This is a genomic window from Paenarthrobacter sp. OM7 (assembly GCF_029873575.1).
Lineage (GTDB): Bacteria > Actinomycetota > Actinomycetes > Actinomycetales > Micrococcaceae > Arthrobacter.
In genome coordinates this window covers 4,275,486-4,295,827 of sequence record NZ_CP123579.1, presented here as the reverse complement: position 1 = coordinate 4,295,827, position 20,342 = coordinate 4,275,486, and the positions used below count along the sequence as shown (strand labels likewise).

The 20,342-nt window shown below is 62.7% G+C and carries 22 protein-coding genes; 12 read left to right on the top strand and 10 right to left on the bottom strand.

Features of this window, described 5'->3' with window-relative positions:
* Genes hpaH through QEH68_RS19755 form a run of 3 tightly spaced genes read left to right on the top strand, consistent with a single transcriptional unit; the run spans position 1 to position 2,064 of the window.
* Positions 1–786: a 2-oxo-hept-4-ene-1,7-dioate hydratase gene (hpaH, locus tag QEH68_RS19765; protein ID WP_280624447.1), complete on the top strand. Its 786-nt coding sequence runs from the start codon at positions 1–3 to the stop codon at positions 784–786.
* The gene (locus tag QEH68_RS19760) at positions 771–1,574 is read left to right on the top strand and encodes an HpcH/HpaI aldolase/citrate lyase family protein (RefSeq protein ID WP_280624445.1); all 804 of its coding nucleotides are present in this window, start codon (positions 771–773) and stop codon (positions 1,572–1,574) included. Before hpaH ends, QEH68_RS19760 begins: the two co-directional genes overlap by 16 nt.
* A gap of 52 nt (positions 1,575–1,626) precedes the next feature.
* Positions 1,627–2,064, top strand: coding sequence for a hypothetical protein (locus QEH68_RS19755; protein ID WP_280624443.1), 438 nt, complete (start codon positions 1,627–1,629; stop codon positions 2,062–2,064).
* An 11-nt stretch (positions 2,065–2,075) separates the two neighbouring features.
* Here QEH68_RS19755 and QEH68_RS19750 read toward each other — a convergent pair whose 3' ends face one another.
* The 5 genes from QEH68_RS19750 to purB all read right to left on the bottom strand — a co-directional run bounded on the left by QEH68_RS19750 (position 2,076) and on the right by purB (position 6,215).
* Positions 2,076–2,429, bottom strand: coding sequence for a nuclear transport factor 2 family protein (locus tag QEH68_RS19750; RefSeq protein ID WP_280624441.1), 354 nt, complete (start codon positions 2,427–2,429; stop codon positions 2,076–2,078).
* 119 nt (positions 2,430–2,548) lie between these two features.
* On the bottom strand, positions 2,549–2,983 hold the full coding sequence (locus QEH68_RS19745; RefSeq protein WP_280624439.1) for a hotdog domain-containing protein: 435 nt from the start codon (positions 2,981–2,983) through the stop codon (positions 2,549–2,551).
* Positions 2,984–3,139: 156 nt separating this feature from the next.
* Entirely contained in the window at positions 3,140–3,643 is a 504-nt protein-coding gene (locus tag QEH68_RS19740) for a GNAT family N-acetyltransferase (protein WP_089596605.1), read from the bottom strand.
* 216 nt (positions 3,644–3,859) lie between these two features.
* Complete coding sequence (locus QEH68_RS19735) at positions 3,860–4,522, bottom strand: histidine phosphatase family protein (protein WP_280624435.1); 663 nt, start codon at positions 4,520–4,522, stop codon at positions 3,860–3,862.
* A 286-nt stretch (positions 4,523–4,808) separates the two neighbouring features.
* Positions 4,809–6,215 carry an adenylosuccinate lyase gene (purB, locus tag QEH68_RS19730; RefSeq protein ID WP_280624432.1) on the bottom strand — a complete coding sequence of 469 codons (1,407 nt, stop codon included), beginning with the start codon at positions 6,213–6,215 and terminating at the stop codon, positions 4,809–4,811.
* A 165-nt stretch (positions 6,216–6,380) separates the two neighbouring features.
* On the opposite strand from purB, the gene QEH68_RS19725 reads away from it, so the two are divergent.
* Entirely contained in the window at positions 6,381–6,692 is a 312-nt protein-coding gene (locus tag QEH68_RS19725; RefSeq protein WP_280624430.1) for a hypothetical protein, read from the top strand.
* A 95-nt stretch (positions 6,693–6,787) separates the two neighbouring features.
* Positions 6,788–8,059: a hypothetical protein gene (locus QEH68_RS19720; RefSeq protein WP_280624428.1), complete on the top strand. Its 1,272-nt coding sequence runs from the start codon at positions 6,788–6,790 to the stop codon at positions 8,057–8,059.
* Between the two features lie 11 nt (positions 8,060–8,070).
* Here QEH68_RS19720 and QEH68_RS19715 read toward each other — a convergent pair whose 3' ends face one another.
* Entirely contained in the window at positions 8,071–8,499 is a 429-nt protein-coding gene (locus tag QEH68_RS19715) for a phage holin family protein (protein ID WP_207595353.1), read from the bottom strand.
* Positions 8,500–8,571: 72 nt separating this feature from the next.
* On the opposite strand from QEH68_RS19715, the gene QEH68_RS19710 reads away from it, so the two are divergent.
* The 5 genes from QEH68_RS19710 (at position 8,572) to QEH68_RS19690 (ending at position 14,460) form a co-directional block, all read left to right on the top strand.
* Positions 8,572–9,690 (top strand): histidinol-phosphate transaminase, encoded by a 1,119-nt coding sequence (locus QEH68_RS19710; RefSeq protein ID WP_280624424.1) that lies wholly within the window; start codon positions 8,572–8,574, stop codon positions 9,688–9,690.
* 149 nt (positions 9,691–9,839) lie between these two features.
* A complete protein-coding gene (gene pdhA, locus QEH68_RS19705; RefSeq protein ID WP_280624422.1) occupies positions 9,840–11,033 on the top strand; it encodes a pyruvate dehydrogenase (acetyl-transferring) E1 component subunit alpha in 1,194 nt (397 codons plus the stop codon).
* Complete coding sequence (locus QEH68_RS19700; protein WP_207595350.1) at positions 11,033–12,013, top strand: alpha-ketoacid dehydrogenase subunit beta; 981 nt, start codon at positions 11,033–11,035, stop codon at positions 12,011–12,013. The genes pdhA and QEH68_RS19700 overlap by 1 nt, the downstream gene beginning before the upstream one ends.
* A gap of 91 nt (positions 12,014–12,104) precedes the next feature.
* Entirely contained in the window at positions 12,105–13,688 is a 1,584-nt protein-coding gene (locus QEH68_RS19695) for a 2-oxo acid dehydrogenase subunit E2 (RefSeq protein WP_280624419.1), read from the top strand.
* Positions 13,689–13,863: 175 nt separating this feature from the next.
* Positions 13,864–14,460: a phosphatidic acid phosphatase gene (locus QEH68_RS19690; protein WP_337341126.1), complete on the top strand. Its 597-nt coding sequence runs from the start codon at positions 13,864–13,866 to the stop codon at positions 14,458–14,460.
* A 17-nt stretch (positions 14,461–14,477) separates the two neighbouring features.
* On the opposite strand, the gene QEH68_RS19685 is transcribed toward QEH68_RS19690, so the two are convergent.
* On the bottom strand, positions 14,478–15,572 hold the full coding sequence (locus QEH68_RS19685; protein WP_207595348.1) for an amidohydrolase family protein: 1,095 nt from the start codon (positions 15,570–15,572) through the stop codon (positions 14,478–14,480).
* Between the two features lie 199 nt (positions 15,573–15,771).
* Between QEH68_RS19685 and QEH68_RS19680 the strand changes: the two genes are divergently transcribed.
* Entirely contained in the window at positions 15,772–17,175 is a 1,404-nt protein-coding gene (locus QEH68_RS19680) for an APC family permease (protein WP_280624416.1), read from the top strand.
* Here QEH68_RS19680 and QEH68_RS19675 read toward each other — a convergent pair.
* From QEH68_RS19675 to QEH68_RS19665, 3 genes are all read right to left on the bottom strand, one after another.
* Positions 17,156–17,467, bottom strand: coding sequence for a hypothetical protein (locus QEH68_RS19675; RefSeq protein WP_207597674.1), 312 nt, complete (start codon positions 17,465–17,467; stop codon positions 17,156–17,158). The genes QEH68_RS19680 and QEH68_RS19675 overlap by 20 nt on opposite strands.
* Before the next feature lie 173 nt (positions 17,468–17,640).
* Complete coding sequence (locus tag QEH68_RS19670; protein WP_280624414.1) at positions 17,641–18,069, bottom strand: universal stress protein; 429 nt, start codon at positions 18,067–18,069, stop codon at positions 17,641–17,643.
* On the bottom strand, positions 18,066–19,373 hold the full coding sequence (locus tag QEH68_RS19665) for a PLP-dependent aminotransferase family protein (protein WP_280624412.1): 1,308 nt from the start codon (positions 19,371–19,373) through the stop codon (positions 18,066–18,068). Before QEH68_RS19665 ends, QEH68_RS19670 begins: the two co-directional genes overlap by 4 nt.
* A gap of 111 nt (positions 19,374–19,484) precedes the next feature.
* Here QEH68_RS19665 and QEH68_RS19660 point away from each other — a divergent pair, with 111 nt between their 5' ends.
* Positions 19,485–20,333, top strand: coding sequence for an isocitrate lyase/phosphoenolpyruvate mutase family protein (locus QEH68_RS19660; protein WP_280624411.1), 849 nt, complete (start codon positions 19,485–19,487; stop codon positions 20,331–20,333).
* Positions 20,334–20,342 lie beyond the last annotated feature (9 nt).

Here is a 20,342-nt window from a genome sequence, read left to right as displayed (position 1 = left end):
ATGCTGGACGCGAAGACGATCGAAGCCATTGCCGACGAGCTCCTCGAAGCCGGCCGGAACCGTAAACCGGTCCCGCGCCTGACCGCGCGCTACCCCGACATGACGGTGGAGGACTCCTACGCCGTGCAGCAGCTGTGGATGCGGCGGAACGAGGAAGCGGGGCGCACGTTGGTGGGGCGCAAGATCGGCCTCACGTCCAAGGCCATGCAGGCCGCCACGGGCATCACCGAGCCGGATTATGGTGCCATTTTCGATGACATGGTCCTGGAAACCGGCTGTTCCGTGGAGTGGGACAAGTACACCCATCCCCGGGTTGAGGTGGAACTGGCCTTCGTGTTGAAGTCCGGCCTCAAAGGGCCCGGCTGCACGATTTTCGATGTCCTCAACGCCACCGACTACGTGGTTCCGGCCCTCGAGATCCTGGACTCCAGGATCGAAATGGAGGGCCGGACCATCGTGGACACCATCTCGGACAATGCCGCGATGGGTGCCATGGTGGTGGGTGGCCGCCCGGTTCGGCCCGACGCGGTCGACCTCCGTTGGGTGTCCGCCATCCTGTACAAAAACCAGACCGTGGAGGAGACCGGAGTGGCCGCCGGGGTGCTGGATCATCCGGCCAACGGCGTGCACTGGCTGGCCAACAAGATCGCCGCGCACGGGGATTCCATGAAGGCCGGAGATATCATCCTGGCGGGCTCGTTTACGCGCCCACTCTGGGTGTACAAAGGTGATACCGTGCACGCTGACTACGGACCGTCGGGAGTTGTGACATGTCACTTCAGCTGAGCCCCACCTTCTATTCGGCCCTCTCCGAGGCTGGCCGTCCGTTGGCCGGCATGTGGGTTTGTTCCGGTAGTCCCTTGGTTGCGGAAATTTGCGCCGGTTCCGGCCTGGACTGGGTCCTGATCGACGCAGAGCACAGCCCCAACGGACTGGAATCCATCCTTGCCCAGCTTCATGCCGTGAGCGGATACCCAGTGCAGGCCATGGTCCGGCCACCCGTCAATGACACCGTGGGCATCAAGCAATACCTTGACCTCGGCGTGCAAAACCTCCTCATTCCCATGGTGAACTCGGCTTTCGAGGCCGCGTCCGCCGTCGCCGCTGTCCGCTATCCGCCGCATGGTGTCCGCGGTGTTGGCTCGGCACTCGCCCGGGCTTCGCGCTGGAACCGGGTCCCCGACTATTTGGCGTCGGCGTCGGAATCCATCAGCCTCACGGTCCAAATCGAATCCGAGGCTGCGGCGTCGGCGGTGGAAGAGATCCTGGCCGTCGACGGCGTGGATGGCATCTTCCTGGGTCCGTCGGACCTCGCCGCCTCCATGGGCCTGCTGGGACAGCAGGAAAATCCCTTGGTGAGGGCCGTCGTCGAGCATTGCCTCGAAGCCGCGAAGGCGGCCGGTAAACCGGCTGGCGTTAACGCCTTCAACGAGTCAACCGCGCGGGCGTATCTCGACGCCGGTGCCTCCTTTGTGCTGGTCGGCGCCGATGTTGCTGTGCTGGCCCGCGCGTCGGAAGCGTTCGCGTCCACGTTCATTCCTGTGTCCGAAACGGCTGACCGCGAAAGCTACTGACCGTCCCCATTGGGTTAGGCTCGACGGAACGAGAGCCTGAGGGGGCAGAGCCATGAATCGTCGTGTCTTAGCCGTGCTTGCTGTTGCAGCCGGTATTGGACTTGCCGGCTGCTCGGCGCCGGCGGGGCTGAAAGCGCTGGACAGGGAAGCGACGGCGGAGGACAAGCTTCCGGAGTCCATGAGCCTTACAGGCGTGGATCTGAACGTCGACGCCGGGACAGTCCGGTTGCTGGCAACCGACGACGGCGTGAGGTACTTCGCAGCCCGTGGTTCCACTGCAGGGACCGTCTGCTTGATCGTGGCCCCCGAAGCTGTCCCGGAACGGTGGCGTGCTGCCTGCGGCGGAGCGGCGACGGACGAGGAGATCCTTGCCCTGACTGGCGTTGACGGGTCCACGACGAAGTTCATCAGGGACGGCGTCGACGCCAGCCAACCGAAGTATGAGGGCTGGAAGCAGATTCACGAGAATGTGCTGATCGTCGCCCGCTGAACCGTGGAAGGCTACTTCCGCGCCATGAACCATTCAGTGAATTCGCGGGCGCGGCCATCCTCAGCGAAGCGGATGACCCACAGGTTGTCGTAGGTGGGGGCGCCGTTCAGGTACGTGGTCAGGCCTTGGACGAAGGCCGTGTCGCCGTCCTTGCCCAGGAGCGTCCATTCGAAGGTCCAGTCCTCAGGCTTGTCGCCGGCGTCGGCCCACGCCTTCACGATTTCCTCGTGGCCGTTCCATGGTTTCGCCGTGTTGGGGCGGTCGTTGTAGACGGCGTCCTCGGTGAAAAGTGCCCTGATTTCCTCAGGGTCATTCGAGGTCCACGCCCGTTCGTACTGGTCCATCCAAGAGTTCACGTCGCTCATTCCTCCGTTCTACCCTGCTGCTGGGCCGGGTTCAACGGGTGGGCACCCAGCGGGTCCTGGTCTGCCCGCGGATGCCACGCGCTGCGCGGCGGATGTAGTCCGGGGTGAGGCCGGTCGGGTCAGTCCTCGTCGAGCGTTTCCGTCAGGTGATGCGTGGGGATGCGGTCCCGGTCGTAGGTGATTTCCGTGTAGCCGTGCGGCTGCGGCCGTCCGTCGGTGCCCAGGTTCACGAAGACTATTTCCTCGATGGTCAGGATGGCCTGGCGGGTGATCATGTTGCGCACTTCGGCGCGCATGGTCAGGGAGGTGCGGCCGAAGCGCTTGGCCGTCAGCCCCATCTCGATCAGGTCGCCCTGCACAGCCGAGCTCACAAAGTTGATCTCGGAGATGTACTTGGTTACGGCCCGGCCGTTGCCAAGCTGGAGGATGGCGTAGATCGCTGCCTCTTCATCGATCCACTTCAGCAGGCTGCCACCAAAGAGTGTGCCGTTGGCGTTCAGGTCCTCAGACCGCACCCATTTGCGGGTGCGAAAGGTGATGTCTGCTTTTTCCATAATCCGAGATTATCGAACTGCGGCGGCCGCCGCTTGGTGTTGCGACGCAGGACCGCCGCCCGGCTCCGACGCTGCGGTGTTCACAACGCCCAGTGGGGGCGTCCCGGCGCGGAATTCGCAACCCCGTACACCCCCACTCCAGCCACGCCGGCCTTGCTACGCCATGGCGGTATGCGAAGCGCTGTGGGAGTCGATCCTCTTGGAGTAGCAATACGATTCGGTGACGCCAACATATGGGCCAAAATTCGGTACCGCTGCAAAACCGGCGCTCTCGTAGAAGCTTCGACCGTCAGACTGGGCCGAACCCGCCTCCGCTGCGATGACACTGAACCCGTGGGAATGCGCTTGGGCTTCCAGCGCGGCAAGGATGGAGCTCGCGACTCCCGAACCACGGGCATAGGGAACCACGTACAGCCTCTTGATCTCCGCAGTCTTCTCGTCGAGCATCCTGAGTCCGCCGCACCCCAGCGGTTGACCTGAGCATTTCTCGTACGCCACAACAAATACGGCGGTATCTGCTTCCGACGGCGGAGGCCCCGGCTCATGGTCCGTGCTGCCGAACCGGGCATCGAGTTCAGCCTGCTGTGCGGCCCGGAGGTCAGCACCCACGGGGTTGGCCCATGTGACCTGCCGGATGTTGAGCCGTGGGTTGGTCTGCATCTTGCCTCTTTTCGCCGGTTTTCGGGGAGGTGTCTATGCCTCTCAAGCCTAGGGAGCTGTGGTTACCGCGGTGTTTCCTGCGCGTAAGCGTCCGGAGAATTGCCGGCCTCTCCCGCATTGTGGGGCCCGCTCTGCGCACTCCGGAGGCGTTATGGGGTGCAGAGCCGGCCTCACAACGCCAAGAATCAGAATCCGCCCGCAGCGGACTCGCGCCGATCAGGGCTGACGGGCCTCGCCCGTGGGATCCTCCGCGGTTCGGTCGGCCAAGGCCATTCCGCCCACGGGGATCTGGTCCCAGTGCAGCACTTTCCAGCCATTCCGGGGGTCGCCTTCGAGAGCCACGATTCCGGTATTCGGGAGTTGATGGGTTTGAGCGAAAACAGTGTCGATGTCCGTCGCCCGGCGTCCCGCCCAGCAGCGGATCGCGGCACCATGGCTGACGATCGCGGCCGTGGAGTGTCCAGCGGCCGCAACTTCCTCCACGGACGCATCGAACCGGGCGAAGAAGTCATGTCCAGTGAAAGCGCCCGGCATCCGGACGTCCAAGTCGCCGTCCGTCCAGGCAAAGACTGTGCTCATGTAGCGGAGGTGCGACTCATGGTCTGTTTTCTTCTCCAAGGCGCCCGCCTCAATCTCGTGGACCCCCTCCAGAATGGCTGGCTTCAAGCCTGTGGCCTTCGCCAAAGGAGCGACAGTCCGTTGGGTGCGCAGCAGCGTGGAGGTGTAGAGCACCTCGATGGCATCGTCCGCCAGCGCATCCGGGAGGGCCGCTGCTTGGCGCTCACCGAGTTCTGTCAGTCCCGGTCCTGGAAAAGCTGTGTCCAGTTGGCCGGCAACATTTCCGGGCGTTTGTCCGTGCCTGATCAACAGGAGCTTCATAAGTGCTCCGCTCCTTACGTCGTCACTGATCCTTTTCCAGAGAGGGTCGCGCGGTCACATGAACCGCCGCACTGGCTGCGCCGGCTGTGCTGGTTTCCACTGGCTGCACCGCGAGTTTCCTCCAGTCTTCCCAGCCAATCAGCCACTCAAGCACCGGAAGGACCCGACACGCCGTGGCCCGGAATTCCGCGCTCGATCCCGGGGGAGAAGCTGGCAGAAAGCACGATTAACGCCGACGGCGGGCCGAGGCACCAAGCCCCGGCCCGCCGTCGTCGTGCGTCTGTTCTTATTGCAGGTGGTCCACCAACTTGTCGGCGATGCCCGTGTACTTGCCCGGGGTCAGGGCGAGCAGGCGTGCCTCGGCGTCGGAGGAGAGGCCAAGTCCCTGCACGAATTCCTGCATTCGGGCACCGTCCACTCGCTGGCCGCGGGTGAGGTCCTTCAGCCGTTCGTACGGGTTTTCCATGCCTTCGACGCCGGCAATGGCCTCTGCGCGCATGACCATCTGGATGGCTTCACCCAGGACTTCCCAGTTGGCGTCGAGGTCGCCTGCGAGGACTTCCTCGGCGACGTCGAGGGCTTTGAGGCCCTTGGCGACGTTGGAGATGGCCAGCAGCGAGTGGCCGAAGGCAACACCGATGTTGCGCTGCGATGAGGAATCCGTCAGGTCGCGCTGCCAGCGGGAGGTCACCAGCGTGGCACCTAGGGTGTCCAGGAGACCGTTGGAGATTTCAAGGTTGGCTTCCGCGTTCTCGAAACGGATCGGGTTGACCTTGTGCGGCATCGTGGAGGAACCGGTGGCGCCGGCAACCGGGATCTGGCGGAAGTAGCCGATTGAGATGTAGCTCCAAATGTCCGTGCAAACGTTGTGCAGGATGCGGTTGAAGCGGGCGATGTCGGCGTAGAGCTCGGCCTGCCAGTCGTGGCTTTCGATCTGGGTGGTGAGTGGGTTCCAAGTGAGGCCCAGGCCTTCAACGAACGTCCTGGCGACGGCTTCCCAGTCAGCATTCGGGACCGACGCGACGTGTGCGGCGTAGGTGCCGGTGGCGCCGTTGATCTTGCCCAGGAACTCGGTCTTGGCTATGCGTGCAAGCTGGCGGTTCAGGCGGTGGGCGATGACCGCCAGTTCCTTGCCGAGTGTGGTGGGGGTGGCGGGCTGGCCATGGGTGCGGGACAGCATGGGCACAGCGCGGTTCTCTTCCGCCATGGCCTCGATCTGCTGGACGAGGGCGGCGGCGTTCGGGAGCCACACGTTCTCCACTGCGCCCTTGATGCCGACAGCATAGGAGAGGTTGTTGATGTCTTCCGAGGTGCAGCCAAAGTGCACCATGGCGGTGAGGTTCTCGATGCCAATGGCGGGCAGGCGGCGGCCGATGTAGTACTCCACGGCCTTGACGTCGTGGACAGTGACAGCCTCGATCTCGGCGAGTTCGTTGACCGATTCGGCATTGAAATCGGTAACGATGGCACGCAATTGCGCGATCTGCTCGTCGGAGAGAGGACCGGCACCTGGCAGTACTGACTGGCTGGTCAGGTGGATGAGCCACTCGACCTCGACGTGAACGCGATCGCGGTTAAGTGCAGCCTCGGACAAATAATCCACGAGGGGCGCGACGGCGGCACGGTAGCGGCCGTCAAGGGCGCCAAGGGCGAGGGGTTCGGAAGCGAGGGACACGCGAGGGGATTCAGCCATGGTCCCTATTCTTTCATGTTCCGCAATGGTGCCCGAGTCGGTGACGACGCTATGTGGACGACCCCCGGGTTATCCACATACGCAACGTCGGCGCTTTCGTCGGGCTCTGGCACTCCGTAGCGTCGAACCTACCGATCAGCAGAACAATCAATGGAGTATACGGACATGAGCGTCGGCTTGATGCCTGCAGCCAACCCGCCCACTTTTGACCCCCTGGAGTGTGCGTCCAGAAGCCACGAAGTCCAACGGCTCGCTTGGCGCCTCAAGACGTGCGTGGACCAAGTGGATGCTGTTCTGACGTCCTTGCGAAGAACCCAAATGGATGACTGGCAGTCTCCCGCCGGACGCGCCTACCGGACAACCGTTGCCCTGCATGCTTCAGCGCTGATGCGTGCCCGTGAGGCCATGGACGCCGCAGCTGCCTTGGTGTTGCGTCATTCCCAAAACGTTTCAGTTTCCGGTGAGAGGGGCCGGTAATGGCCGATTCAGCTCCAGTGGGAGCCGGGGAAGCGCCACGACCCTTACCACCGGCGCCGGACGGAATTCTCACCATACGGGGCGGGGTGGGAGGGATGTCTTTCCAGTTGGAGGAACTTCTGCGGGGCGCAACCCAACTCGATGACGTAGTCCAACAGCTCCTTGGTATCGAAGACGAGGCACGTCGGGTCCAAGACGATCTGGAACCGTATCTATACGAGTCCCTCGACTCGGGCCGCAGTGCCGCCGACGCCATTGCCGGGAGCAGGAGGGACGTGGCGCAAGTGCGTCAGGAGTTGATTGAGGTCAGCGCGGGTGTTCGGGCCAGCCACCGGGATTACGAGGTAATGGAAGCAGGCAACGGCTTCCGGCAGCAACTGCGTCTCGATGAGCTAAGGGTCTCCGGAACAGGCTGGTTCCCTGGCCGCGACATGACGCACAACGTCCTCAGGGGTGTCGTGGTTCCACCTTGGACGAACACGAGGGATACCCTTCACGGAATTCTGGAGTCGCCGCTCCTGGAAGTCCTTCAACCCAGAGACGTCAGGGTCGGAAAAGTTGAGCAAGCAGTAGAACATGTGGAGCCTTCAATGGCAGAAAGCCTTCGCCGGCTCGAGAGGCTTCACGCCCGGAATGACGGCGAGATCGAGGTCATCCAGTTCGAACAGGACGGCACGTCGTCCTGGATGGTGCTGATACCTGGAACCCAACCCAACTCACCCAATACGAACCCGCTCGATATTCAAGGAATCGGCGAGGCTGTTGCCTACGATTCGGAGGAAGTGATCCCGGCTGTTGGCCAAGCCCTCCGCGAAGCCGGAGCAGAAGCCGGAGACCACGTCGTAGCGGTGGGGCACAGCCAAGGCGGTATACACGCCATGAACCTCAGTCGGAACCAGGCCTTTCTCAGCGAGTTCGACCTCAAATACGTGTTGACAGCCGGAGCCCCTGTCGGCGGCATTACCCCCGAGCCAGGCATTACCTCACTCCACCTGGAGCATGTGCAGGACTGGGTCCCGGGAATAGACGGCCAAGTAAACGCCGATACGAAAGACAGGGTGACGGTGTCGCTGACAGACGAGGTCAGGACGCCCGAAGGCCAGGACTCTGGCCTTGGCCCGGGACACGATCAGGAGAATTACGCGGCAGGTGCAGAGTTGGTTGCCGCGAGCCACGACGAGTCACTGGTCGCTTCGACCGCCGTATTCGGGGGGGTTGTGGGGGCCGGTGGGGTAGCAAGAGTGACGCGGTTCAAGATGGAAAGGGCTCCGATGCCGGTCTCGCGGTTGGCAGTTTTGCCGTTGGCGGTGAAGCCGGATTCGCCGCCGACAGTCCAGGACACGAGGAAGGGGGCCGGAACGCGGTAGGTGCGCTGCTCCTACCGCTTGCGGGCTCCAGGTATCAGGCCCGCCACCATCGAAATGATGCTGATGATGAGCGAGGCCAGAATGGCTGTCCAGAAGAACGAGTCGAGGGTGAGGTGCACCGGCGTGAAAGAGCTCAGCCAGGCAGTGAGGTACAGCATCGCCGCGTTTATCACGATGGTGAACAGACCAAGCGTGAGGATGGTTACCGGAAGGGACAGCAGCCTGACCAGAGGGCGGACGACTGCGTTCACTACACCAAAAATCAGTCCTATGAACAAGTACGCCAGGATGATGCCGGCGGTGTCTGCGCCCTGGGTGAGTCCTGCATTGGTGGCGGCTGTCTCGGTGGCACTTGTGGTGATATCCATGCCTTGCAGGAGCCAGGTGGCCACCCACAGGGCAAGCCCATTAATGAGGACGCGAATGATGAATGAACCCATGGGCCCATGCTTTCACACGGAGCTGTTAATCAGCTCAGCATTAGCCATAAGCAGCCAAGTAGGCTTGAAGCCATGACTACTACTGACAACGCACCGGAGGGCGTACTCCCTCGACCGGTCGTGGACAGGCTACCGAAGTACGCGGCAGGTAAACCCCCCGCTGCGATTGAGGGCCTCACCAGCTACAAATTGTCGTCCAACGAAAACCCGCTGCCTCCGATTCCTGCAGTGTTGCAGGCAATTGCTGACCAGTCCGATATCAACCGTTACCCGGATCCACTCGCCACCAAGTTGCGAACCGCGCTTGCCGGCTTCCTTGGTGTCCCCGCCGACGATGTCGTCACTGGTGCGGGCAGCCTTGGAGCGCTGAACCAGATTCTCGCAACGTTTGCCGGGCAGAACGACGACGGCAAGCAGGACGAGGTCATCTACGCCTGGCGTTCTTTCGAGGCATACCCCATCTGTGTCGGCCTTGCAGGTGCCGCCAGTGTCCAGATCCCGTTGCTGGCCGACGGACGGCACGACCTCGAGACCATGGCCTCGGCCGTCACTGTCCGCACCAAGGTCATCCTCCTGTGCACCCCGAACAACCCCACAGGGCCCATCCTCACGGCAGAAGAAACTGAGCGCTTCATCCAGTCTGTACCCCCACACGTGGTGGTGGTCATCGATGAGGCGTATCAGGAGTTCGTTCGGGATGCAGACGCGGTGGACGGCATCAAGTTGTACCGCGATTATCCCAATGTGGTGGTACTGAGGACCTTCTCCAAGGCACACGGACTGGCCGGATTGAGGGTTGGATACAGTGTCTCGGGCCCCGCGCTCACGCAGCACCTCCGCGTCACCGCCACTCCTTTTGCAGTTTCCCAAATCGCAGAACGCGCCGCCGTTACCTCCCTCGAGAATTTCGATCAGGTTGTGGAAAGGGTACAAAGCCTGGTGGACGAGCGGGACCGTGTCACAGCCGGTCTGCGGGACCTTGGGTGGTTTGTTCCTGAAGCCCAGGGCAACTTCATTTGGCTGAATCTTGGTGAGCACAGTGGCGAGTTTGCGGCCTTGGCGGCAGAGCAAGCATTGTCCGTGCGGGCCTTCGCCAATGAGGGTGTTCGGGTGAGCATCGGTGAGGTCGAGGCCAACACCCGATTCCTGGAACTCTGTGCAGGTTATACAAAGGCGCCGCTGGGTTCCTAGCGGTTAACAAATGCGCCAACCCAACTTACTGCCGATAAAGTAAGGGACGAAAGCCAATAATATGCCCGTTCCGGAATACATTCCGGAACGGGCATATATCCCAGCGACAGACATTGCCCGGCACCCGCCGTGGCAAGCAAGGAGACGGAATGGGCTCGACACAACTGCCCCCCGGGACGGAAGACACTCTCGCGGCAACCTCCGCGGCAGCAGCCGCGCCAGGCGAACCGGTGGAAATGGTTCAGTTGCTAGGCCCTAACGGAAAACTGGGTTCAGATCCAGAGTTCTCGGATTACGCCAAGCGCATCGATCCGGAGAAGTTGCGTGTTTTCTACACAGATATGGCGAGGATCCGTCGTTTTGACCAAGAAGCCACCGCCTTGCAGCGCCAAGGTGAGTTGGCGCTGTGGGTGCCGCTGACAGGCCAGGAAGCTGCGCAGATCGGGTCCGGCCATGCAAGCCAGCCCCAGGACTACATCTTCCCCACCTACCGCGAACACGGTGTCGCGCTGGTCCGCAATGTGGACCTTGCTGAACTGCTCAAGCAGTTCCGCGGCGTGTCCAACGGCGGCTGGGATCCCCGTGAGAACAACTTCCACCTGTACACGCTGGTTCTTGCAGCCCAGACGCTGCACGCAGTTGGCTATGCGATGGGTATCCAGAGGGACCAGAAGCTCGCCGCAGCAACTGACTCCACAGACCCCAAAGCCGCAGTCATCGCTTACTTCGGTGACGGAGCCAGCTCAGAAGGCGACGTCCACGAGTCCATGGTCTTTGCAGCGTCCTACGACGCACCGGTCGTGTTCTTCTGCCAGAACAATCACTGGGCCATTTCCGTGCCCACCGAAGTCCAGACCAAAGTGCCGCTGGCCAATCGAGCCAAGGGCTACGGCTTCCCGGGAATCCGTGTGGACGGCAATGACGTCATCGCAGTTCACGCCGTCACCGAGTGGGCCTTGGAGCATGCCCGTGAGGGCCGCGGCCCGGTGCTGATCGAGGCGTACACCTACCGGGTGGGTGCGCACACCACCGCTGATGACCCCACCAAATACCGCGAATCCGCTGAGGAAGCTGCCTGGCGCGAGAAGGATCCCCTGGACCGCCTGGAGACCTACCTGCGCGCCGAAGGGCTTGCGGACGAAGCTTTCTTTGACCAGGTCAAAGCCGACGGCGATGAGCTGGCCAAGTATGTCCGCAGCACCACGCATGGCCTTGAAGTTCCGGACATCCGGGATGCGTTCGCCAGCGTCTACGCCGAACAACACCCTCTGATTGCGGAGGAACTGGCCTGGTTCGAGGATTACTCGGCCGGATTCGAAAGCGATGAGGAGACAGCTAACTGATGGTAACCATGACCATTGCGAAGGCCATCAACGAGGGTCTGCGCGCATCGCTGACGGATAATCCCAAGTCCCTGCTCATGGGTGAGGACATCGGCCACCTTGGCGGCGTCTACCGCGTCACCGATGGCCTCATCAAGGAATTCGGCGACGAACGCGTCCTGGACACGCCGTTGGCCGAATCGGGCATTGTGGGTACGGCAATCGGCTTGGCCCTGCGTGGGTATTCACCGGTGTGCGAGATCCAGTTTGATGGCTTTGTCTACCCCGCCTTCAACCAGATCACCACGCAGCTTGCCAAGATCCACGCCCGCAGCCTCGGCAAACTCACCGTGCCTGTTGTCATCCGCATTCCGTACGGCGGCGGCATCGGCTCGATCGAGCACCACTCCGAGTCTCCGGAAGCGCTGTTCGCACACACTGCCGGCCTGCGCATCATCTCGCCGTCCAACGCCCACGATGCTTACTGGATGATCCAGAAAGCCATTGAGTGCCAGGACCCTGTCATCTTCTTCGAACCCAAGCGCCGGTATTGGCTCAAGGGTGAAGTGGACGTCGAGAATGCCGGCCTTTCGGAGGATCCCTTCAAGGCGCACGTTGTGCGCGAGGGGACCGATGCCACCATCGTGGCTTACGGACCGCTGGTGCCCGTGGCCTTGGCAGCCGCCAACGCTGCCACCGAGGACGGACGGAGCATCGAGGTGATCGACCTCCGTTCCATCTCGCCCCTGGACTTCGACACCGTGGAAGCCTCGGTCAAGAAAACCGGCCGGCTGATCGTCGCCCATGAGGCCCCCACCTTCGGCGGCATCGGAGGTGAGATCGCGGCACGTATCAGCGAGCGGGCGTTCCTGCACCTTGAAGCTCCTGTGATCCGTGTGGGCGGATTCCACATGCCCTATCCCGTTGCCAAGGTGGAAGAGGACTACTTGCCGGACATCGACAAGATCCTCGAAGCGCTCGACCGCTCCCTGGCCTACTAAAGCCCAGAGGCCTACCAGCGCCCACTGGCCTACCAAACCGCCCTGATCCTGCCCGGCTTCGCTGCCAGGTAACCGGAAACCGAGGACCACTGTGACTGTAAAGAAATTCAACCTGCCGGACGTAGGCGAGGGCCTGACCGAGGCCGAGGTAGTGGCTTGGAAGGTCAAGCCCGGCGACGTTGTGGCGATCAACGATGTCCTGTGCGAGATCGAGACCGCCAAGTCCCTCGTCGAGCTGCCGTCGCCCTTCGCCGGCACAGTTACCGAGTTGCTGGTGGAAGAGGGCATCACAGTGGAGGTCGGCACGGCAATCATCGCTGTTGCCGAAGGCGCGGAAGGCACAGAGGGTACAGGCGATGTCGCGCCGGCAGCTCCCGCCATCGAGATGCCGCTGTACGGCAAACTGCCCGCCGATGACGACCACGATGACAACCGTCCAGCCGGTGGACCGCTGGTCGGTTCGGGACCGAAGGCCGACGCCGTCAAGCGCCGCGCGCGTAAGCGGCCGGCAGGTTCGGTAGAGGCAGCCACGGTCGCCGAGAATGCCGAAGGTACCGTTCAGGACCACCAGGCAGTTCTTGAAGCCAAGGCGGCCGAAGCGCCGGCTTCCCACCGCACGACGCCGGCACGCACCGTCGTCGCGCCTGTCTCCGAAGCGCCTGTCGCCCAGGCGCCGGTTATCCAGGCGCCGTCCGCACCAGCAACCCAGCCCGCGGGCACGCCGACGGCCGCTTCCCGGGGTGCAGCCATCAGCGGCACCATCAGTGGCCTGGTGAACAAGGTCCTAGCCAAGCCTCCTGTTCGCAAGTTCGCCCGGGATCTGGGCATCGATCTCGCCGACGTCGTGGCCACGGGCCAGCGCGGCGAGGTGACCCGTGAGGACCTGGTCAGCTACCAGGCGCAACGCGATGCCGAACACGATCAGGCTGACTCGTTCTGGGGCGCGTCCAAGAAACCGCAGGACCAGCGCGTTGAGCGTCTACCCGTCAAGGGTGTGCGCAAGGCGACCGCCAAGGCCATGGTGGAGTCAGCGTTCTCAGCTCCCCACGTCAGCATTTTTGTGGACGTGGATGCCAGCCGCACCATGGAGTTCGTCAAGCGGCTCAAGGTCTCGCGCGACTTCGAAGGCATCAAAGTTTCGCCGCTGCTCATCCTGGCCAAAGCGGTCATCTGGGCCGCTGCCCGCAACCCCAGCGTCAACGCCACTTGGGTGGACAATGCTGACGGGAACGGAAACGCCGAGATCCAGGTGAAGCACTACATGAACCTGGGCATTGCAGCCGCCACCCCGCGCGGCCTCATGGTCCCGAACATCAAGGACGCCCAGGACCTCTCGCTCAAGGAATTGGCCTTGGCGCTCAACGAGTTGGCCACCAAGGCACGTGCAGGCAAGACCCAGCCGGCGGAGATGCAGGGCGGAAGCCTGACCATCACCAACATCGGTGCACTGGGCATTGATACCGGAACGCCCATCATCAACCCGGGCGAGGTTGCCATCATCGCGTTCGGAACCATCAAGCAGAAGCCCTGGGTCCTGGACGGCGAAGTCATTCCCCGCTGGATCACCACGCTGGGCGGTTCGTTCGACCACCGCGTGGTGGACGGCGACCTGTCGGCGCGGTTCATGGCCGATGTTGCAGCCATTCTCGAAGAACCGGCGCTGCTGCTTGACTGACAGGCACGCCTCGCCGCGTCCGGGTGCAGCGTCTCAAGCGGACGCTGCAGCGCCCTACCCGGACGCCGCGCCCTACCCGGACGCCGCGCCCTACCCGGACGCCGCGCCCTACCCCGACGCCGCGCCTGTTGCTGAGGTGGCCGCCAACGTCCCAGGGCACGTGCCCCCTCAACTGGTGTCGGGGCCGTGGCGCACGGTTGCCCGTGTCCTTACGGAGGTGTTCCAGCCGCCGGTTGTGGTGTTTGGGCTGTTATTGATCAGCCCCGCGATCGAGCCCGGATTTCCTGGAACCATGTGGTTCGGCCTCCTGGCCGCGTTGTTCGTTTGTGTCCTCCCGCTGGCCTATGTGCTGGTGATGGTCAAATTGGGCAGGATCACGGACCACCATGTCAGCGACCGGCGCCAACGGCCGGCCCTGCTGCTGATGGCCCTGGTGTCGGTGGTGGTTGGCCTGGTGGTGCTGCACCTGATGAATGGTCCGGTCAGCGTCTTGGTAATGATCATCGCGCTCATCGGTGGTATCGGGATCCTGGCGGTGGTCAGCGCCTTCTGGAAGATGAGCGGGCATGCATCTGCCCTTGCCGCGGCGGCCGTCATTGTGGTGGCCATGTTTGGGCCTGCATGGCTGCCTGTACTTCTCCTGGTGCCAGCAGTGGGCTGGTCACGACTGGTCCTGCGTGCCCACACCTTGGGCCAGGTCATCGTCGGCTCGCTGTTTGGTGGCGTGGTGATCGCCGGCCTGTGGTGGTTGTTGCAGGACATGATGCTCTAGCACTGCTGGCTTGCCGCCTAGATCACCACTTGTTGCCCATCCCGGATAACCCTCAGCGGTGATGGCCGGTCGACCACCAATTCGGGGATTGAGTTTGCTGCGAATTCGAGACGGTCACCTGATTCCGCACCGGAGAAATCGCTAACAGCCGCCGATCCCACAAGCTCTGCGCCTGCAACCGTAGCGATCCTGAAGCAACGTTCCAGCTCAGCATCGGTGGAAGCACCAGTGCGGTATCCGAGCAGATGCGCGCGGTCCATCATGCTCCCCGTACCAAAGGGTGACCACGCGTCCCGGACTCCGTCGGAGCCGAGCGCAACTTTGACCCCGTGTCTTTCCATGACATCCAGAACAGGGACCGGATCGGCACCCAGGGCACACGTCGCCATCCACATTCCGGCCTCGGCCATGGCATCAAGGGTGGCTTCGAGCCCGGGTTGCGCAGGGTCGCAAAGAGCAAAAGCATGTCCAATGGTGACGCGGCCCTGCATGCCTTCCGCCCGCGTGCGCTGTGCGATGTCCCGCAATTGTGCCAGTCCGTCCGGTCCGGCGTCGTGGAGGTGGATGTCCACGTCCCTGCCATGCTTGTTCGCCAGTCCGAAGACCGCCTTCAGATGGCCATCCAGATCGCCGTCCAGCGAAGCAGGGTCAAGGCCGCCTACCAGGTCTGCCCCCTCAGCCAATGACGCTTCCATGAGGTTGAGCGTCCCCGGATTACTGAGGAGGCCGAACTGCGGGAAAGCGACGATTTGGACGTCGAGGAAGGGTGCAAGGCGTTCCGCGGCCGCCCTGACGCCGTGAATGTTCCTGAGCCCGATCTGGGTACCGACGTCAACGTGCGCCCGCATCGCCATGGTCCCCTGGAGGACAGCTTGCCTCATCAACGCGAAGGAACGTTCCTCCACGCTGTCCTGGAACGAGAGCTGTGCACGGAGATCGTTTTCGATGAGGTCGGCCAGCGTGGGGGCGGATCGGCGGGGCAACCATGCAGAACCCACTGTGGTCTTATCCGGGTGAATGTGTGCGTCCACTAAGCCCCGCGTCGTGAGGAGAGACGGGCCGCCGGACCAACGGCTTTGGCCTACTTCGCGGGTTGGTGAATGTGTTGTCATAGGGCCTCCTAAGTAATGTCTCAACGGTATACCAAAGCGCCACCACGATGGAGTTTTGCAGGAAAAACGCCTGAAAATCAGCTTACAAAAGAACGAGACAAGCTTTTTGGAATACCAAATCTATACAGAACTCGATCGAGAGCCTACTCTAATGATCACCATTCATTTATGTGATGTGAATCGCATCGAGGAGAAGCCCATGGACACTACCCCAGCAAGTGCTACCCAAATCCCGCCCTCTGGGCCAACGCTCAAGAGGGTCCTTGGCTTGCCGTCATTGGTCGCCTTCGGGCTAACGTCCATGGGTATCTTGTCCGTGGTGGCGGTCTACGGACCCGGTACGGAGATCAGTGATGGACATCTTCCAGCAGCCTACATAGCTGCCCTGGTAGCCATGCTCTTTACAGCTCATAGCTACGGACAAATGGCACGCAATGTTCCTGTCACCGGTGGCGCGTACGCCTACGCGTCAAGGGCTTTTGGCAAGCCTGTGGGCTTCATGGTGGGTTGGGCCATGATGTTGGACTACCTGTTCCTGCCCATGGTCAACTTCCTGCTCTTCGGCCTCTATCTCAACAGCCTGCTGCCTGCCATACCATCACAGCTCGCAGTCCTGGCTTGTCTGCTGGCGGTGGGCCTCTTCAGTGTGATCGGTGTTGCGTGGATCAAGAAGATGAACTTTGTAGTGGTGGCGGCGTCCGTCGTCGTCATTCTTGTCTTCCTCGTGCTGGCGGTCCTCAACGCTCCGGACCTGACTGTGGAGAACCTCATCCGGCCCCTCACTCTTGGGGAGGGTGGGCTGGCGCCGGTCATGGCCGCCGCTGCAATGGTGTCCTTTGCGTTCCTGGGGTTCGACGGCGTCTCCACGCTGTCCGAGGAAGCGCGCAACCCGAAGAGGGACGTGCCGCGGGGCATTATCTTGTCCACGCTGTTCGCAGGTGTTGGTTACGCGCTGTTTTCCGTAGCCGGCAGCCTCATCGCTCCCGAGTGGAGGGCCATTGAGAACCTTGATGCGGCAGGAACGGAGCTCATGCAACGTGCCGGCGGCGATGTCCTGATGGTGGTGTTCGTGGTGGTTAACCTCGGCGGACTAGTTCTCTGCGGCACGGCGGCCCAGATGAGTGTCAGCCGGGTCATCTATGCCATGGGGCGGGACAACATCCTGCCCGAGGCCTTCTCCACGCTGAACCTGCGCTTTCGCACGCCGCATGTGGCGGCGCTGCTGGTATCCGCAGTCTCACTGGTTGCTTTGTTCATCACCTTGGAACAGGCGGTCTACATGATCAACTTCGGGGCTTTGATTGCCTTCGCCGCGGTCAACCTGGCCACCATCAAGGTGCTGTTCTTTGACTTGCGTAAGCGCGGTCCCCAAAGCGCGCTGCGGAACCTGATCATGCCGCTGCTGGGATTCGCCTTCATCGCGTGGCTGTGGACGTCACTCGCCTGGTTCACGTATCTGCTGGGAGCAGCGTGGCTTGCGGTGGGTGCAACCATCTACGTGGTGAGCCGCAGGAGGGCCGGAGGCAATATCGCCCTGGATTTCGACGACGCGACCCCTCTTGAGGAGCCGCATCCCGTCTCAGCTAAAACGCCGGGTAGCTGACCAGCAGCGCCTGGAGTTCGGTGGTGGACATGTGGTTGGCCATCTCGACGCTGATGCCCATGGCAACAGCGGCGACGGTGAGCATGGCAACGCATGCCACGGACAGGAAGCGCCAGTCCTTACGGAACACGCTGCCGAAAGTCTCCGGCATATCAAGTCCCGGAGTGATCATGTTGGGGGCGCTGTCCCAGGAGCCGTCGTCGAGCATCGCGATGATGCGATCGTTACTGCGGTCGTAGCGCATGGTGCTGATGTTGTTGCCGTGGCGGGCAAGCAGAATGTCGTGTCCCACGCGCTGGCGCGGCTGCAAAGTAAGCAAGAAAATGATCCCCTGAAGTCGGATGGTGGAGGCGGCACGCGCCATTGGGGGCATCTCGATTTTATAACGATGACTTCAGGGGAATGGCTCGAAAGACGCCAAGCGCCGGGTGAGGCTCCCCACCCGGCGGCGTGATTCAGCTCGCTTTACGTCTGGTCGGTCTTGGCGATGTAGACGTCGCACGGTGCCGTGTGGGCCACGGTGTTGGCCACACTGCCCAGAACCCTGCCCAGGCCCTGCATGCGCCGGTTGCCCACCACGATCAGCCGGGCATCCTGCATTTCGGCTTCCTTCACCAAGGCTTCGCCGGGCTTGCCACGCGCCGCGGAGTAGGTGATGTCCAGGCCCTCATGGGTCAGTCGCTCCGCCACGGTACGGGCTACGGTCTCCGCTTCGGCGGCGTCTGACACGATCCACTTGTCGGTGCCGATCTCAACCACCTCAGTACGGTTGCTGTCGAAAGCGCTGACAACGCGCAGGCTGGCTCCGAGTCCGATGGCCAGCTGCTGGGCGGCCTGTGCTGCCCTCATCGCCGTCTCGCTGCCGTCTACTCCGACAATCACAACTCCGGTCATTGTGCTGCTCCTTCATTGGTGGCTGTGATGGCTTCTGCCAAAACTGGGGCCAGGCGGCGGACGCCTTCGGCAATCGTATCGGGCGGCACTGCGCTGAAGGCCAGGCGGAGCTTGTTGGAGGGGCAGTCTGCGGGGGAGAAGGCTGCGCCGGGGATGAAGACGACGCCGGCGTCGATGGCTTTTGCGAGCAAGGGGTACGTGTCCACGTCGTGGGGGAGGGTGACCCAGACGAAGAAGCCGCCGTCGGGGCGGGTCCATGTAAGCCCGGCGGGCATGTACTCATCCAGCGCTGAGAGCAGGGCCTCGCACCGCTCCGCGTACAGCGTGCGGTACGTATCGATCTGGCTTTTCCAGTCATAGTCGCGGAGATATGCCGAGACGATCATCTGGTTCAGTGGCGGCGGGCAGAGCGTCACGGCTTCGGAGGCCAGGTAGAAGCGGCGCTGCAGGTGCGCGGGAACCAGTGCCCAGCCGATCCGGAGGCCGGGAGCGAAGATCTTGGAGAAGGAGCCGAGGTAGATGACATCGTCCGGGTTGGCCGCGCGCATCGGGGCGATGGGATGGCCATCGAAACGCAGGAGTCCGTAGGGGTTGTCCTCCAGGACAATGATGTTCGCGTCCCGGCATATATCGACGATCCGTTGCCTGCGTTCGGCGGCCAGGGTGATCCCGGAGGGGTTGTTGAAGTTGGGGATCGTGTAGAGGAATTTGATGTTCTTTCCCTCTGACTGGAGCGCCGCGATCCTGGCCTCAAGAAGCTCAGGTACCAGGCCGTCGTCGTCCATGTCGATCGGTGCCACCTCGACTTGGTATGCCTCGAACGTGTTCAAGGCCCCCACGTAGGTGGGGTTTTCCACCAGGACCACATCGCCGGGGTTGCAGAAGACCTTGGTGGCCACATCCTGTGCCGACTGTGAGCCGGCGGTGATGACCACATTGCCGGGATCAGCGTCGGTGATGCCCTCTGCCGCCATGATGTCGCAGATCTGGGCACGGAGCTCTTCGGTGCCCTGGCCGCCGCCGTACTGCAGGGCCGTCATGCCTTCCTCGGCGATGATGCGGGCTGCGGTCTGGCCGAGCTTCTCCAACGGCAGCGACTGCAGGTAGGGGTTGCCCCCGGCGAGTGAGACAAGGCCGGGCCGCATGGAGATGTCGAAGACATCGCGGACGGCGGATTGCTTGATGTTGGCGGCCCGCGCGGAGAACAGTTCCTCGTGCGGGTGGGCGGCCGTGGCGGCCCGCTCAATGGCGTCGATGGCTTCAGCGGGCAGCGTTGCGCCGGCATCCAATGTTTCGTGGGTCACAGTGACAGGATACTCCTCGATGTTGCTAATGAGGCAACAGTTGTTTTCGGATCTCTCCCAGTTTGGCAGTCCCCGCTTTACGTCGCGATCGGGAAGGGCTGGAATGTAGCTATGACAGCGCACCGGGGATCCGTGACCAAGGCCGAACAGTTCCACAAACTCCATGATGCAGGGCCTGTGCCGCTGGTGCTGGTGAACGTGTGGGACGCCGCTTCCGCCCGCGTTGTCCAGGAAGCAGGGGCGACGGCGATTGCCACTTCAAGCTCGGCCGTCTCCTGGAGCCTGGGCTTCCGGGACGGGGACCATGTGCCGTGGGGGCTGGCCATGGCCGCGTTGGGTCGCGTTGTTGGCGCCACCACCCTGCCGGTGACCGCGGACATCGAGACGGGCTACGGACGCACCGATGATGAACTGCGGGCAACCGTCCACGCCGTCCTGGACGAGGGTGCTGTGGGCATCAACATCGAGGACTCCGCGGCCGAACCGCTCACCGACATCGCCGAGCAATCGCGTCGCATAGCCCTCATCCGCGCCGTGGCCGATGACCGCAGGATCCCACTGTTCATCAATGCCCGCACGGACACTTATCTGTCCGGACGGTTTCCGGATGAGGCTTTCGACGAGACGCTGCGGCGTGCCGAGGCCTACCTCACTGCCGGTGCCGATGGCGTCTTCGTGCCCGGCGTCCTGGATCTGCATGTCCTCCATGAACTATCCAGCCGCATACCGGCGCCGCTGAACGCGCTGGCGGGCGTAGGGGCGCCGTCGCCGCTGGAACTGCACGACGCCGGCGTCCGTCGCGTCAGTATCGGCGGCAACACCGCGAAGGCTGCCTACGCCAAGGTGGCCCGGGTTGCGAAGGAGATCCTGGGCGACGGCAACTGGGCCGGCCTCGCCGGCACGCGCAGCCACGACGAGATGGATGCACTCTTTGCGGAGGGGCCCAAGTACAGCTTGTGAACTGATGCA